We start from the raw sequence: 13,912 nt of genomic DNA, 5'->3' as shown, positions 1-13,912 counted from the left end.
TGTAAGCGCTACAACTCTATTGTACAAATCCTTGTCCATTGGTAAAATCAACATTTTCAACCGATTTATATAGGATTTCAACCTAATAGAGGGATACTGTTAGATCGGCAATCAACCAAGCTACGACAGATTTATCTGAATTAAGATTACAGAGGATGGAGAGACAGGAAATTTAGATAGAGAGCAAGGGAGGCATTTTTAGATATATCGGGGTTTGATCAGATTATACAAACGGACACCGTGAAATTGAGAAATTTATTTTGAGTTGCTGTAGTGGGGAATCGTTACGTTGGGTTTTCCAGATGCGAAGGTATTTATTTAATAGATTCGCTCCTAAGGTAGAATTTGGAGTCTGCGTATGTAAAGAATTTTGGGGATAGGGTATGGGGTATTTGCTGCTTAGTGATTATTTTCAGACATTTGATCCTCCCCGTGCCGTCATTCTTTAAAGTTCGATTATAGTCCATATTTATCTGTTAAATAGGTGGTAGTGAGAGGATTAGGCAAACATTTGGCACGAACGGGATAACGATCGCTTTGTCATCTGGTGCATAATAAAGATGTGAAGTGGGTGTCTGTTATGAATATGAATTGTAGTTGATTTACACATGATAATTAAAAATACTGGAGGATTATATGCAAAAAGTAACTTTGAACAATGGGGTTGAGATGCCTGTACTCGGTTTTGGTGTTTATCAGATCCAAGATGCAAATGAATGTGAACAAAGCGTTTATGACGCTATTATGGCAGGCTATCGGCTGATAGATACCGCTGCCTCTTATTTAAATGAAGAAGCAGTTGGCAGAGCGATCAAACGTAGTAGCGTGACAAGAGAGGAGTTATTTATCACTACGAAACTTTGGGTTCAGGATACGGGTTATGAGCGTACAAAAAAGGCATTTGAAAAATCACTGGATAGATTGCAATTGGATTATTTGGATTTGTATTTAATTCACCAGCCATATGGAGATGTGTTTGGTTCTTGGCGCGCTATGGAGGAATTGTACCGTGAAGGAAAGGTCCGTGCAATCGGCGTTAGTAACTTCCATGAGGATCGCCTGATCGATTTGATTATTCATAATGAAGTAATTCCTGCCGTGAATCAGGTTGAAACGCACCCATTCAACCAGCAAATCGAAAATGCAAAATTCATGAAAGAGAATAATGTTCAGATCGAATCCTGGGCGCCTTTTGCTGAAGGAAAAAATAACTTGTTCCAGAATGAAATATTGGTATCCATAGCTGAAAAGTATAATAAATCCGTTGCTCAGGTGGTTTTACGCTGGTTGACACAAAGAGAAGTTGTTGTGATTCCAAAGTCTGTTCGTAAAGAAAGAATTATCGAAAACTTCGATATCTTTGACTTTGAGTTAAGCCAAGAGGATATGGAGTCGATTACTATGTTAGATACAAAACAGAGCCTGTTCTTTTCTCATCGCGATCCTGACATGGTGAAATGGATCGGTAGCCGTAAACTCGATATCTAACCATCTTTCAAAAGATCACCCGTAGGTTTTGATTACGCCAAAAGAACCAACAATTAAAAGTATGGAGTAGATGCCCTAAGGATATCTACTCCTCTTTTTCGTTTGCGGCATCAATGTATTTATTAAGCTAATTTGCTCGTTAGTTGAGAAAACGACAGCCACTTTATCGTCTGCCGTCTCCTCGTGGTTATTGAACTATCGTTGATATTGGCATTATTATCGAAAAATACTGCATTTCTTTCCCTCTATGCAACCTGCGTAATAACAAGGTGCGCGGAAACTGGTCTTGTTCCTCCAGCTAATGGAGTGATCGTGAGTGCCGCCGCATTGCCAGCAGGGTTTCGCACTGTGAGTACTGAATTAATGACCGTTGTTTGCACAAGAGCCATTCCTACTATTTGAGAAGTACCTGTTGCACGCCCGACCACCGTATAAGCCAGATCAGCGCCGTTGAGTGTTAAAATGAGTTGACCCGGTTCGTTTACACCTACCTGAAACAAAACCTGATAAGTGCCAATTGTAGCCAAGTTAAAAGAGCTCGCATTTATACGGGTAATTGCAGTCCCACTGATTGGACCATCTTGCGGAAAACTTACGTCTGTATCGGGAGCAACAGTTGCTGCATTATCAGGAGGCATCAAGGCAAAGAAATCTGCAAAGCCTAATACTCCACCTGCCGGCCCTGCGGGTCCCGCTGGACCTGTTGCTCCTGCTGCTCCTACTGGTCCCGCTGGTCCTACCGGTCCTGCTGGTCCTACTGCTCCTGCTGGTCCTACTGCTCCTGCTGGTCCTGCTGGTCCTACTGCTCCTGCTGGTCCTGCTGGTCCTACTGCTCCTGCTGGTCCTGCTGGTCCTGCTGGTCCTGCTGGTCCTGCTGCTCCTGTTGGTCCTGCCAATCCAGCTGCACCAATTGCTCCTGCAATCCCTGCAAGTCCCTGTGGGCCAAGTGCTCCTGCAAGTCCTTCGGGGCCAAGTGCGCCTATCGCTCCTGCAATCCCTGCAAGTCCCTGGGGTCCAAGTGCTCCTGCAAGTCCTTCGGGGCCAAGTGCGCCAATTGCTCCTGCAATCCCTGCCAATCCTTGGGGGCCAAGTGCTCCTGCAAGTCCCTCGGGGCCAAGTGCGCCTATCGCTCCTGCAATCCCTGCCAATCCTTGGGGGCCAAGTGCTCCTGCAAGTCCTTCGGGACCAAGTGCGCCTATCGCTCCTGCGAGCCCTGCCAATCCTTGGGGGCCAAGTGCTCCTGCAAGTCCTTCGGGACCAAGTGCGCCTATCGCTCCTGCAATCCCTGCCAATCCTTGGGGGCCAAGTGCTCCTACAAGTCCTTGAGGTCCAGCTTCTGCAATTGCTCCCGCAAGTCCTTGAAGTAATTGCTGACCTTTAGGTGGAGGACACGGTACCCGCACTATTTTTTTAATAACTAGAAGACGTCGTTTCTTTTTTTTCCCTTTTGGATGGCAAACAATTGCGGTTTTCTTTTTGCACGATTTTTTTTTATCCAGAAAACTCAACAGTTTCTTTTTTCTTTTCTTTTGGATGGCAAACAATTGTGGTTTTCTTTTTGCACGTTTTTTTTTATCCGGACAACTCAACAACGACACCTCCCTATAAATATGGTTCAGTGTACGTGAGTTGTTTATTTTAGGCATGGACGAATAGCCGGTTATTCGCTAGACTAAAATCCATTTTTAGAATATTGGGTGTTTAGTAGGGTGATGTTATACCACAAACCACAACAATCTTTCAGTATAATTACATAATTTAAATCGTCCTTCACTGCGTCAACCAAAATCACATTTGGTTCTTTTTTTGTACCTCACAGTGGCAGTGTGCTCCCTGTTCTAAATTCAAGTATCGTTCCCATTAATTGAATCATTTCTGTGATAATACAACAGAGCGTTCGACTCCGTAATATTTTTCTCCTAGGCTCACTATCCTGAAACCAATCCTGCTCACCTCTTGATCCACCTTGTAGATTCTTCTGGTAAGCGCCTGGTCATCATCGGTCCATGATATTTGGAGCTGTTCGCGGGTTTTTGAGTGCAGGCAGTAGAATACCATCGATTAGCGCTGTGAAGAAAGGCTTGTCGAACGGTTTGCGCTGGATGAGTCCGCGAAAAGAAGCCATTGAAGTAATGACCTGGCAAGCCATCTCAATGTCCGCGTGAGCAGGAATTTCACCGCGGACGACGGCTCGGTTCATAAGCTCGCGGTTTACAACAACCCATGGCTCGAAAATCCCGGCTGTTCCTGCTTCGGCAAATTCCGGATGCTGCAAAAAGGAGCCTAGGCCCGCTAGGACTCGAAATTTGCGTTCTTCTTCCGCGATCGATTGCGGCTTCAAAAGCACGAGGAGATCTTCGCGCAAGGTTCCTGTATCAGGTAAGCTTTCGAGCTCAAGATGATTTCGATTCATCCATGCCAAGGCGTCTCGGACTAACTCCGCCTTGGAAGACCAGCGGCGGTAAACCGTCGCCTTCCCAGCCTTTGCGCGAGCCGCGACCATGTCCATTGTCATACCATCGAAACTCGTATCCGCGAGGATGGCGATTGCCGCCTCAAGGATTTTATCATCCCGCGTGTGATCTCGCTTGCGTCCCAATGTTTTCGCAGGCTTTTTTGCCACTACCTCAGTTAATTCGCCCCTCTCAGACATTTCCTTTTTTATTTTACTCATAAACTTAGCTCCTTTTAAAATATATATTCAGAAACTCATTAGTTCCGGAACTTTACAGTTTCGTTTTTGTGTGATTTAATATCATTATCCCACATCCAACGGGAAATATATAGATGGTGCCCCATACCAAAAAGGAGATTACGATCATGCAAGACAAACCCGTAGCCTTGATCACCGGTGCCAATAAAGGAATAGGTTTACAGATTGCGAAGGATCTAGCGGAACACGGTTTCACCGTGCTCGTTGGATCACGCAGCCTCGAGAATGGAGAAATTGCCTCCAAAAGCATCGGTTCGGATGCGTACGCTCTCCAGCTCGACGTTACCGATCAGGACTCCATTGTTGCTGCAGCAGAGCGTATTCGGAACGAATTTGGTCGTCTCGATGTACTTGTGAACAATGCGGGCATATCACACGCAGGTAAACCGGACGATCCGTTTCCGAGCAGTGGCGCGACGAGCGGTCTTTTGACCGTTGCTTCGCTCGAAGACATTCGTTCGGTTTATGAAACTAATGTTTTTGGTGTCATTGCAGTCACCCAGGCCATGTTGCCACTTTTACGTGAGGCTCCGGCAGCACGCATCGTCAACATGGGCAGCACCGGCGGCTCCCTTAGCTGGAACTCCATTCCGGAAAACTCACATCGTGCGATGTTTGGGGCCTATTCGGCATCAAAATCGGCTGTTCATGCGGTGACACTTGCCTTTGCCTTTGCGCTTGAATCGACAAACATCAAGGTCAATGCGGCCTGTCCAGGTTTTACATCGACTGCGCTCAATAATTTTGCTGGCACTCGTAGTGTTGAACAAGGGGCGCGTGAAGCGGTCCGGCTTGCGATGATTGGTGCGGACGGTCCAACAGGAACGTTCTCAGATGAGGATGGACCCATCGCGTGGTAATTATAATTTATACAACAATGGTTAGTAGCCTAAGGGGGATTTCATGATGCGTGTTTTCGTAACAGGAGCAACAGGTTACATCGGTTCCGCTGTCGTCCGTGAACTCATTGATGCGGGTCATCAGGTCGTCGGTCTTGTGCGCTCAGACAATAGCGCTGCGAAACTAAAAGAGGCCGGGGCCGAAGTGCACCGCGGTGACATTGACGATCTCGACAGCCTTCGTAGTGGCGCGGCTGCTGCGGATGGCATTATTCATCTGGCATTCAATCACGACTTCTCGAACTTCGCCAGGGCACTCACAGCAGATCTGCACGCCGTCGAAGCGATGGGGGCGGCGCTGGAAGGGTCCGGGAAGCCGTTCGTGATCACCACGCACGCCAATGGAGTGGCAGCAGAAAACGTAATGTTATTGCTGGCTGAGCGCGGAGTGCGGACATCGATCGTAGAGCTTTGTCCTTCGGTACACGGTGAGGGTGACACAGGATTTGTGCCGAGACTGATCAACATTGCCAAAACGAAGGGCTTCTCAGCCTATGTAGAAGAGGGGACCAACCGCTGGCCGGCTGTGCACCGCCTTGACGCCGCATATCTATACCGCCTTGCGTTAGAAAAGGCACCCGCCGGTTCACGACTAAATGGGGTCGCAGATGAAGGCGTGCCATTTCGCGACATCGCAAGTGTTATCGGTAAACACCTGAACGTGCCTGTAGTCAGCATTTCACGTGAAGAAGCAGACACCCACTTCGGCTTCCTCAGCACACTTGCAGCGCTCGATATCCCGAGATCAAGCGTTGCAACTCAGGAACTTCTGGGATGGCGGCCTGTGCAACCTGCACTGATCCACGACCTCGAACAGTCTCACTACTTCAACAACTGATTGGAGACGAGACCGAGAATCGATCATGGGCCGCTTAATAAAGCACTTGAGAAAAGCGAAGCAAGACATGGACTAACAACAACATGTATGAAATAGAAGTTTGGATATTAAAACAAGATCAACACGAGTGCATACCACACTAAGTGTTGTTATCTTCATTCGCAGCAAACTTTTCTGGCTAATCGTATTGTTAGGTCACTTCCCACAAGAAAATTTTTCATCTTCACTTATGGTATGGTTCACCGCGTTGGCTGAAGGGGCAAGTTTTCAAAAAAATAGTCTCCTTATTAGAGACTACCCACGATCTTCCTGTTTGTAATCATACGATAAGCGGTAGCTTTTCATCATTCTTTCAAAAAGGGCCATCCTTTTGCGGGATAGCCCTTTCTTTAATTTCACTTTTTTGCAAAGAGAATAAGGGGCTGGATTCCTCCATTTGCGCTTTTGCTTACTTTAATATTGTCCTTTAATTACAAAAAACGAACCCCGAATTGTTCCAGCTAGTTTAGACTTCTGCCTAGCAAACTTAAACTTCCCTTCTAGCTCCTTTGGTACCTCCATCCCCTCAGAAAGCTTAAAACCAACGGCCCGCTTCTTAGGGTCATCCACCGTATACATGACGTTGATTGCAAGACCATCCTCATAAAAAACGTAGGTAAATTGGATATTTTCCACTTGAAAACGCGACGTTTCTAAAGGTTTAGCCGCAAACGCAATATCACGTTCTTCTCTCAAAATTCGGTTCACATATTCAAGGCTCTCCTGGCTTTCGCTAGCTGGTACAACCGTAAACTCATGCTTGTATTTGTTCATAAAATAACGGGCTTCATTGGCACGTAAACCAGCAAGCGCTTCTGCTACAGGTGAAGACTCTAAACCAACCGTAGATACATTTTTAAAATCAACGAGATACGACATTTTCATTCCTCCTCTTCTCTTTTACGCCCTAACAGCTTCCGCATTTCACCAAAATCGATTTTATTTTTCAAGTTGTTGTAGAAACACACTTATAGCCAGACTTCAAAATAATTCTCAATTCTCTTATCTACCACATAGTATACCAAAATTGGTTCAAGAGAAGATTTTCAATGGCGAATTTGTTAGTTTGTTAAATAGTGTTCACATAGACTGGTATTCACAAACACCGCTTTAAATATTCGACCAGCGAGATAATACGATGCTGCCTATAGTTCCTCTAGGTCGGGAAATTAAGGACTCAAAGTATGTCCTAACAAAAAACTCTCGGCCTGTGCCCTGTACTCCATTAAGGAGGTTCAGATTCACAAGCCAAGACATTTGCATTCATGATGGTGGCCGTTAGTCTATGTTTGTTTGGGAAAGACCCTCTGCATGGAAGGGGGCGTACCCGCATATGTAAACCAAATAAGTACGATACCTATCTATCATGAAAATATAGAGGCACGGTTCAAGAATTATATCGTGCCTGTAATTGCGCTAAACTTTGTAACGGTTATACACGAGCGTCAAATGAAAAAAAACGCCGGCGACGACAAGTTGTTGCGGCAGATGATCGCGGCTATGGACGAAGGCTTTCGCGTGTTAGAGGCCTTACGGTATCCACTAACGCCGGCCGCGCAAGCTTCACTAATCCGCAAACGACCGGCGTTGATGCGCCTTTTTATAAAAATTTATCATAGGATGCCGATCCGCCGGCTGGTTGACGGATTCGTAGGGGAAATCGTAGCTTTGAGCCGCGTGTTTCACCTTTGGAAGGAACGGTCCCGGGTCCCTACACCCAACTGGGACGTGTTGGAAAAGCGTTTTGAAGCCAAGGTCAACCGTTCATAACTTTTACCCGAGGAGTAATCAACCGAAGATGATTCTATTTCTACAAAGAAGACTTTGATCATTATAAAACAAGGGGCGTTCAGTTGCTTGAATCTCCGAAACTTAACGCGACAGCATGACGCGTTTACCGGTCTATATATTCAAATTAAGCTGCAGTCCAAACCGCATTGGATCAGATGTCTCCTGAATACAAGGGTGTTTATCGGGGATCTTCATTCTGCGGTGTCGTTGAAAACCTTATTGGAGTTCCCCACCTCTGATGCCGTTCTGAAAGCCGGTGTGTCTGATAAAAAAATAGTATTAGACTGGATTGAATATAGAAATAGCGGTAGCCTTGGACTGAAAAAGGAGAAAGTCCTAGACTACCGCTGTTCTTTATTTAACTAACGTTCCTCGTTAGTTGAATAAGCACGCTTTCTTTTATTACACAATATCTTCGTACTGTTCAGTATTTCTATCATTCATCTTTTACTTTTATAATGAGAAGTGTTAGACTAATATAGGTTTTATATACTTATTACCGATTACTAAGATGTGTAATCAATGAAAGGATTTGATGAATGTGGAATCGACTAATTTCAAAGTTATACCTGAAAAACTTAAAGGTAGGACGATTGAAGATGTCGCCATCACTACTAATGCTGTGGTTATTAAATTTACTGATGGTACTTATTTAGATATCTATCTCGATGAGGCTGCACAAACATTAAAGACATCAACAAACAAGCTGGATAGTTAACTCAACACTTTACACTTAGCTATCATTTTCCCAGCTTCCTCCTTCACAGTTTGCGTCAAATGCGACATAAAACCTCCACTTATCTTGTTCAACTAAACTGCCCGTTAGCTCAATGAAAAAAAAGCAGCCCCTCATGAACTGCCCTACTGCTACTCACTTCAACAATAGGATGAGTTCATTCAAAGGCTACCTCATTTACCAAGTAATCCAACCACTCGTTCGTTTGTAACTGTGTAGGAGCTCGTATTCTTCACTACGCATCAGTCGTTTCATTTTTGTTCTATACAGACGATAATCATCTTTTCTTGCTATTTTACATTCTTTGTTGTAATGAACACTCTTGATTCCTTTACGGAAATCCTTAAGCTTCTCTTTTCTTGGATCTTTGGGCTTATTATTGATCTCCAGACTTTGCTGTTTCTCATCTTCCCAGAATTGAATCTCTTCCCGTGTAAACATCTTCATCCCCGTTGTGCCGGGTTAGATTTTGGCATTTGAAGCCATGACCTTAGACACAACTAATAGAAGAAGATCTTCGGATTGAACATTAGCTCACCTCTGATTTTATTCTCCCTTATTTTAACATATTTATAACTATCCTGCCCGTTAGTTTAATAAAAAGAGCAGACTTGAAGCGCCTGCTCAACATTGTGTGTTATTTAACTATCGTTCCTCGTTAGTTTTACGCCCTATCCATAGAAAGCCTCGTGTGTACCTGTCATATCTGGCATCGTGATATCCATGGTCACCAGGTCCAGTTGCTTCTCAGACGAAGATGACTCCGGTCAGTGCTTCGCTCAAAGCCCATTAACCGATATTAAGCAGATTGAAACTCTGGATCTGGAGCGGTTGCTTCTCTCGCCGATACCAGAGTTAGGTTGCGGGGCAATTTCTGATGAGATTTTCTGTCTGCATGCTGATATTGCCTTCAAGAACTGAACTACGAGCTGAAACTTAAGTATATGAAGAAGATCAGAAAATAAAAATTCTGGAAGTTGCCTGTGTATGTTAATAACGCAAAGGAACGGAGGAGATTGCCTTGAGGTTTCTACTGGTTGTCATGTCGATAGGAATTGTTTAAAAGTAAAAAAGGAGAGATGGCATAAAAATAAGCCATCTCTCCTTTTTCATTTATATAAAGCGGGTAATGGGAATCGGACCCACGCTACCAGCTTGGAAGGCTGAGTTTTACCATTGAGCTACATCCCGAAATAGATGCCGGTGAGAGGACTCGAACCTCCACGGTTTCCCTCACGATTTTGAGTCGCGCGCGTCTGCCAATTCCGCCACACCGGCTTATGAAGTTAATGGCGTCCCCTGAGAGATTCGAACTCCCGACCTTTTGATTCGTAGTCAAACGCTCTATCCAGCTGAGCTAAGGGGACTAATAAATGGAGCGGACGACGGGAATCGAACCCGCGACCCTCGCCTTGGCAAGGCGATGCTCTACCGCTGAGCCACGTCCGCAAAAACAAGATGCGCGTGGAGGGACTTGAACCCCCACGTCAAAGACGCTAGATCCTAAGTCTAGTGCGTCTGCCAATTCCGCCACACGCGCATGTAATACAATGGTGAGCCATGAAGGACTCGAACCTTCGACACCCTGATTAAAAGTCAGGTGCTCTACCAACTGAGCTAATGGCTCGTAAAACTGGTGGAGGATGATGGATTCGAACCACCGAACCCGTAAGGGAGCAGATTTACAGTCTGATGCGTTTGGCCACTTCGCTAATCCTCCAAAATGGTGCCGGCGAGAGGACTTGAACCCCCAACCTACTGATTACAAGTCAGTTGCTCTACCAGTTGAGCTACACCGGCATATTAAGTTAAATGGCGGAACCGACGGGATTCGAACCCGCGATCTCCTGCGTGACAGGCAGGCATGTTGGGCCTCTACACCACGGTTCCAGAGGCAACTCTCTTAGTTGAAAGTAATTGCGGAGGCAGGATTTGAACCTGCGACCTTCGGGTTATGAGCCCGACGAGCTACCGAACTGCTCCACCCCGCGACAGTAATAAATATTTACTTTTCAAATGGTGGAGGCTGAGGGGCTCGAACCCCCGACCCTCTGCTTGTAAGGCAGATGCTCTCCCAGCTGAGCTAAGCCTCCGAATTACTATGACCCGTAGGGGATTCGAACCCCTGTTACCTCCGTGAAAGGGAGGTGTCTTAACCCCTTGACCAACGGGCCATATATCTATTATTAAGAGCTGGCGGAGAGAGAGGGATTCGAACCCTCGAGACGCTTTTGGCGCCTACACGATTTCCAATCGTGCTCCTTCGGCCAACTCGGACACCTCTCCACATGGCTCCCCGAACAGGACTCGAACCTGTGACAACTCGATTAACAGTCGAGTGCTCTACCAACTGAGCTATCAGGGAATATTGGTGGAGCCAAGGGGGATCGAACCCCTGACCTCCTGCGTGCAAGGCAGGCGCTCTCCCAGCTGAGCTATAGCCCCATCTAAAAAATCAATTTTGTATGTATAATCAATAGCCTGATAGGCGAAAAAAAATCCCCATTATGGGGTTGCTTGGCGACGTCCTACTCTCCCAGGACCCTGCGATCCAAGTACCATCGGCGCTGGAGGGCTTAACGGTCGTGTTCGGGATGGGTACGTGTGGAACCCCTCCGCTATCGCCACCAAACATGAATTTGCTGTGCAAATTCTACATTCAAGGTTACACCCTGAAAACTGGATCCGAAACTCATTTGCGTTTTACTTTTTAGGATAAGCCCTCGACCGATTAGTATTGGTCAGCTCCATGCATTACTGCACTTCCACCCCCAACCTATCTACCTCGTCGTCTTCAAGGGGTCTTACTAATTGGGAAATCTCATCTTGAGGGGGGCTTCACGCTTAGATGCTTTCAGCGCTTATCCCTTCCGTACATAGCTACCCAGCGGTGCTCCTGGCGGAACAACTGGTACACCAGCGGTACGTCCATCCCGGTCCTCTCGTACTAAGGACAGCTCCTCTCAAATTTCCTACGCCCACGACAGATAGGGACCGAACTGTCTCACGACGTTCTGAACCCAGCTCGCGTACCGCTTTAATGGGCGAACAGCCCAACCCTTGGGACCTACTTCAGCCCCAGGATGCGATGAGCCGACATCGAGGTGCCAAACCTCCCCGTCGATGTGGACTCTTGGGGGAGATAAGCCTGTTATCCCCAGGGTAGCTTTTATCCGTTGAGCGATGGCCCTTCCATGCGGTACCACCGGATCACTAAGCCCGACTTTCGTCCCTGCTCGACTTGTAGGTCTCGCAGTCAAGCTCCCTTCTGCCTTTGCACTCTTCGAATGATTTCCAACCATTCTGAGGGAACCTTGGGGCGCCTCCGTTACTCTTTAGGAGGCGACCGCCCCAGTCAAACTGCCCACCTGACACTGTCCTCGCACCGGGTTACGGTACCAAGTTAGAACCTAGATACGATCAGGGTGGTATCCCAAGGATGCCTCCCTTCAAGCTGGCGCTCAAAGTTCTACGGCTCCCACCTATCCTGTACAGATCGTACCCAAATTCAATATCAAGCTGCAGTAAAGCTCCATGGGGTCTTTCCGTCTTGTCGCGGGTAACCTGCATCTTCACAGGTATTAAAATTTCACCGGATCTCTCGTTGAGACAGCGCCCAAGTCGTTACGCCATTCGTGCGGGTCAGAATTTACCTGACAAGGAATTTCGCTACCTTAGGACCGTTATAGTTACGGCCGCCGTTTACTGGGGCTTCGGTTCATAGCTTCGCCCGAAGGCTTACCACTCCCCTTAACCTTCCAGCACCGGGCAGGCGTCAGCCCGTATACTTCGCCTTGCGGCTTCGCACAGACCTGTGTTTTTGCTAAACAGTCGCTTGGGCCTTTTCACTGCGGCCCCCTCGGGCTATTCACCCTACCGAGGCACCCCTTCTCCCGAAGTTACGGGGTCATTTTGCCGAGTTCCTTAACGAGAGTTCTTCCGCGCGCCTTAGAATTCTCTTCTCGCCTACCTGTGTCGGTTTGCGGTACGGGCACCTTCTCCTGGCTAGAGGCTTTTCTTGGCAGTCTGAGATCATGACCTTCGCTACTACAATTTTCGCTCCCCATCACAGCCCAGCCTTAACGATGTGCGGATTTGCCTACACACCAGCCTCACTGCTTAGACGGACATCCATCAGTCCGCGTCACTACCCTACTGCGTCACCCCATCGCTCATAACGGATTACGGTGGTACAGGAATTTCGACCTGTTGTCCTTCGACTACGCCTATCGGCCTCGCCTTAGGTCCCGACTTACCCTGAGCGGACGAACCTTCCTCAGGAACCCTTAGGCTTTCGGCGGATCTGATTCTCACAGATCTTTTCGTTACTCATACCGGCATTCTCACTTGAATGCAGTCCAGCGCTCCTTACGGTACACCTTCAACCCGCATTCAACGCTCCCCTACCCCTGATGCAATGCATCAAGCCATAGCTTCGGTGGTGTGTTTAGCCCCGTTACATTTTCGGCGCAGAGTCACTCGACCAGTGAGCTATTACGCACTCTTTCAATGGTGGCTGCTTCTAAGCCAACATCCTGGTTGTCTGTGCAACTCCACATCCTTTCCCACTTAACACACACTTGGGGACCTTAGCTGATGGTCTGGGCTGTTTCCCTTTCGACAATGGATCTTAGCACTCACTGTCTGACTCCCGGAACTAAATCTATGGCATTCGGAGTTTGACTGAGCTTGGTAACCCTTGCGGGCCCCGCACCCAATCAGTGCTCTACCTCCACGATTCTTCTTTCCGAGGCTAGCCCTAAAGCTATTTCGGGGAGAACCAGCTATCTCCGGGTTCGATTGGAATTTCTCCGCTACCCCCACCTCATCCCCGCATTTTTCAACATGCGTGGGTTCGGGCCTCCAGTGCGTGTTACCGCACCTTCACCCTGGACAGGGGTAGATCACCCGGTTTCGGGTCTACGTCCACGTACTAAAGATCGCCCTATTCAGACTCGCTTTCGCTGCGGCTTCAGCTCTTCACCTTAACCTTGCACGGGAACGTAACTCGCCGGTTCATTCTACAAAAGGCACGCCATCACCCATCAATAGGGCTCTGACTTCTTGTAAGCACACGGTTTCAGGATCTATTTCACTCCCCTTCCGGGGTGCTTTTCACCTTTCCCTCACGGTACTGCTTCACTATCGGTCGCCAGGGAGTATTTAGCCTTGGCAGATGGTCCTGCCGGATTCATACGGGGTTTCACGTGCCCCGCACTACTCGGGATCCGTCTCGGAGGGAACGGGTTTTGAACTACAGGGCTTTTACCTTCTCTGGCGGGCCTTTCCAGACCTCTTCATCTAACCGGCTCCTTTGTAACTCCATGTGAGACGTCCCACAACCCCAAGGAGCAAGCTCCTTGGTTTGGGCTAATCCGCGTTCGCTCGCCGCTACTGACGGAATCACT

General features: G+C 47.4%; 9 protein-coding genes, 14 tRNA genes, 2 rRNA genes and 2 pseudogenes (1 of these 27 running past the window's edge). 7 read left to right on the top strand and 20 right to left on the bottom strand.

Going from position 1 to position 13,912, the window contains the following annotated elements:
• Positions 1-110: 110 nt before the first annotated feature.
• Positions 111-377 (top strand): annotated as a pseudogene (locus ACWGXJ_RS05465) (GNAT family N-acetyltransferase); the annotation flags it as partial.
• Positions 378-636: 259 nt separating this feature from the next.
• A complete protein-coding gene (locus ACWGXJ_RS05460; RefSeq protein ID WP_452566345.1) occupies positions 637-1,488 on the top strand; it encodes an aldo/keto reductase in 852 nt (283 codons plus the stop codon).
• 245 nt (positions 1,489-1,733) lie between these two features.
• Here ACWGXJ_RS05460 and ACWGXJ_RS05455 read toward each other — a convergent pair whose 3' ends face one another.
• Positions 1,734-3,077 (bottom strand): collagen-like protein, encoded by a 1,344-nt coding sequence (locus tag ACWGXJ_RS05455; RefSeq protein ID WP_452566344.1) that lies wholly within the window; start codon positions 3,075-3,077, stop codon positions 1,734-1,736.
• Between the two features lie 407 nt (positions 3,078-3,484).
• A complete protein-coding gene (locus tag ACWGXJ_RS05450) occupies positions 3,485-4,141 on the bottom strand; it encodes a TetR/AcrR family transcriptional regulator (protein WP_452566343.1) in 657 nt (218 codons plus the stop codon).
• A gap of 167 nt (positions 4,142-4,308) precedes the next feature.
• On the opposite strand from ACWGXJ_RS05450, the gene ACWGXJ_RS05445 reads away from it, so the two are divergent.
• Both ACWGXJ_RS05445 and ACWGXJ_RS05440 read left to right on the top strand, forming a co-directional pair.
• Positions 4,309-5,061 carry an SDR family oxidoreductase gene (locus ACWGXJ_RS05445; protein WP_452566342.1) on the top strand — a complete coding sequence of 251 codons (753 nt, stop codon included), beginning with the start codon at positions 4,309-4,311 and terminating at the stop codon, positions 5,059-5,061.
• 46 nt (positions 5,062-5,107) lie between these two features.
• The gene (locus ACWGXJ_RS05440) at positions 5,108-5,938 is read left to right on the top strand and encodes an SDR family oxidoreductase (protein ID WP_414126383.1); all 831 of its coding nucleotides are present in this window, start codon (positions 5,108-5,110) and stop codon (positions 5,936-5,938) included.
• Positions 5,939-6,391: 453 nt separating this feature from the next.
• Here ACWGXJ_RS05440 and ACWGXJ_RS05435 read toward each other — a convergent pair whose 3' ends face one another.
• Positions 6,392-6,856, bottom strand: a complete 465-nt coding sequence (locus ACWGXJ_RS05435) for a phage tail protein (RefSeq protein WP_452566341.1) — start codon at positions 6,854-6,856, stop codon at positions 6,392-6,394.
• 432 nt (positions 6,857-7,288) lie between these two features.
• Here ACWGXJ_RS05435 and ACWGXJ_RS05430 point away from each other — a divergent pair, with 432 nt between their 5' ends.
• The 3 genes and pseudogenes from ACWGXJ_RS05430 (at position 7,289) to ACWGXJ_RS05420 (ending at position 8,486) form a co-directional block, all read left to right on the top strand.
• Positions 7,289-7,747, top strand: a complete 459-nt coding sequence (locus ACWGXJ_RS05430) for a hypothetical protein (protein ID WP_069291226.1) — start codon at positions 7,289-7,291, stop codon at positions 7,745-7,747.
• A gap of 38 nt (positions 7,748-7,785) precedes the next feature.
• Positions 7,786-8,017 (top strand): annotated as a pseudogene (locus tag ACWGXJ_RS05425) (IS110 family transposase); the annotation flags it as partial.
• 292 nt (positions 8,018-8,309) lie between these two features.
• A complete protein-coding gene (locus ACWGXJ_RS05420; RefSeq protein WP_196765492.1) occupies positions 8,310-8,486 on the top strand; it encodes a hypothetical protein in 177 nt (58 codons plus the stop codon).
• 195 nt (positions 8,487-8,681) lie between these two features.
• On the opposite strand, the gene ACWGXJ_RS05415 is transcribed toward ACWGXJ_RS05420, so the two are convergent.
• The 17 genes from ACWGXJ_RS05415 to ACWGXJ_RS05335 form a co-directional block, all read right to left on the bottom strand.
• Positions 8,682-8,945 carry a hypothetical protein gene (locus tag ACWGXJ_RS05415; protein WP_231109524.1) on the bottom strand — a complete coding sequence of 88 codons (264 nt, stop codon included), beginning with the start codon at positions 8,943-8,945 and terminating at the stop codon, positions 8,682-8,684.
• Positions 8,946-9,702: 757 nt separating this feature from the next.
• Positions 9,703-9,782, bottom strand: a tRNA-Leu gene (locus ACWGXJ_RS05410).
• A gap of 12 nt (positions 9,783-9,794) precedes the next feature.
• Positions 9,795-9,871, bottom strand: a tRNA-Arg gene (locus ACWGXJ_RS05405).
• A gap of 7 nt (positions 9,872-9,878) precedes the next feature.
• Positions 9,879-9,953 (bottom strand) — tRNA-Gly (locus ACWGXJ_RS05400).
• Between the two features lie 10 nt (positions 9,954-9,963).
• Positions 9,964-10,044: transfer RNA gene (locus ACWGXJ_RS05395), tRNA-Leu, on the bottom strand.
• 11 nt (positions 10,045-10,055) lie between these two features.
• Positions 10,056-10,131 (bottom strand) — tRNA-Lys (locus ACWGXJ_RS05390).
• Between the two features lie 7 nt (positions 10,132-10,138).
• Positions 10,139-10,224: transfer RNA gene (locus ACWGXJ_RS05385), tRNA-Tyr, on the bottom strand.
• Between the two features lie 4 nt (positions 10,225-10,228).
• Positions 10,229-10,304 (bottom strand) — tRNA-Thr (locus ACWGXJ_RS05380).
• Between the two features lie 13 nt (positions 10,305-10,317).
• Positions 10,318-10,394: transfer RNA gene (locus ACWGXJ_RS05375), tRNA-Asp, on the bottom strand.
• Positions 10,395-10,421: 27 nt separating this feature from the next.
• Positions 10,422-10,495 (bottom strand) — tRNA-Met (locus ACWGXJ_RS05370).
• Positions 10,496-10,521: 26 nt separating this feature from the next.
• Positions 10,522-10,597: transfer RNA gene (locus tag ACWGXJ_RS05365), tRNA-Val, on the bottom strand.
• A gap of 9 nt (positions 10,598-10,606) precedes the next feature.
• Positions 10,607-10,678: transfer RNA gene (locus ACWGXJ_RS05360), tRNA-Glu, on the bottom strand.
• 20 nt (positions 10,679-10,698) lie between these two features.
• A tRNA-Ser gene (locus ACWGXJ_RS05355) sits at positions 10,699-10,790 on the bottom strand.
• Between the two features lie 3 nt (positions 10,791-10,793).
• A tRNA-Asn gene (locus ACWGXJ_RS05350) sits at positions 10,794-10,869 on the bottom strand.
• A gap of 4 nt (positions 10,870-10,873) precedes the next feature.
• Positions 10,874-10,949, bottom strand: a tRNA-Ala gene (locus ACWGXJ_RS05345).
• Between the two features lie 70 nt (positions 10,950-11,019).
• Positions 11,020-11,136 (bottom strand): 5S ribosomal RNA (gene rrf / locus ACWGXJ_RS05340).
• Between the two features lie 79 nt (positions 11,137-11,215).
• A 23S ribosomal RNA gene (locus tag ACWGXJ_RS05335) occupies positions 11,216-13,912 on the bottom strand (it continues 232 nt past the right edge of the window).

Source organism: Paenibacillus sp. S33, from assembly GCF_053615415.1.
Note: the sequence above shows the minus strand (reverse complement) of the source record. Positions and strands in the feature narration are given on the sequence as shown.

Bases quoted from the DNA above. Each gene is read 5' to 3' on its own strand.
- ACWGXJ_RS05460 (WP_452566345.1), top strand. From the start codon at position 637: ATGCAAAAAGTAACTTTGAACAATGGGGTTGAGATGCCTGTACTCGGT.
- ACWGXJ_RS05450 (WP_452566343.1), bottom strand. From the start codon at position 4,141: ATGTCTGAGAGGGGCGAATTAACTGAGGTAGTGGCAAAAAAGCCTGCG.
- ACWGXJ_RS05445 (WP_452566342.1), top strand. From the start codon at position 4,309: ATGCAAGACAAACCCGTAGCCTTGATCACCGGTGCCAATAAAGGAATA.
- ACWGXJ_RS05440 (WP_414126383.1), top strand. From the start codon at position 5,108: ATGCGTGTTTTCGTAACAGGAGCAACAGGTTACATCGGTTCCGCTGTC.
- ACWGXJ_RS05435 (WP_452566341.1), bottom strand. From the start codon at position 6,856: ATGTCGTATCTCGTTGATTTTAAAAATGTATCTACGGTTGGTTTAGAG.
- ACWGXJ_RS05430 (WP_069291226.1), top strand. From the start codon at position 7,289: ATGGAAGGGGGCGTACCCGCATATGTAAACCAAATAAGTACGATACCT.
- ACWGXJ_RS05415 (WP_231109524.1), bottom strand. From the start codon at position 8,945: ATGTTTACACGGGAAGAGATTCAATTCTGGGAAGATGAGAAACAGCAA.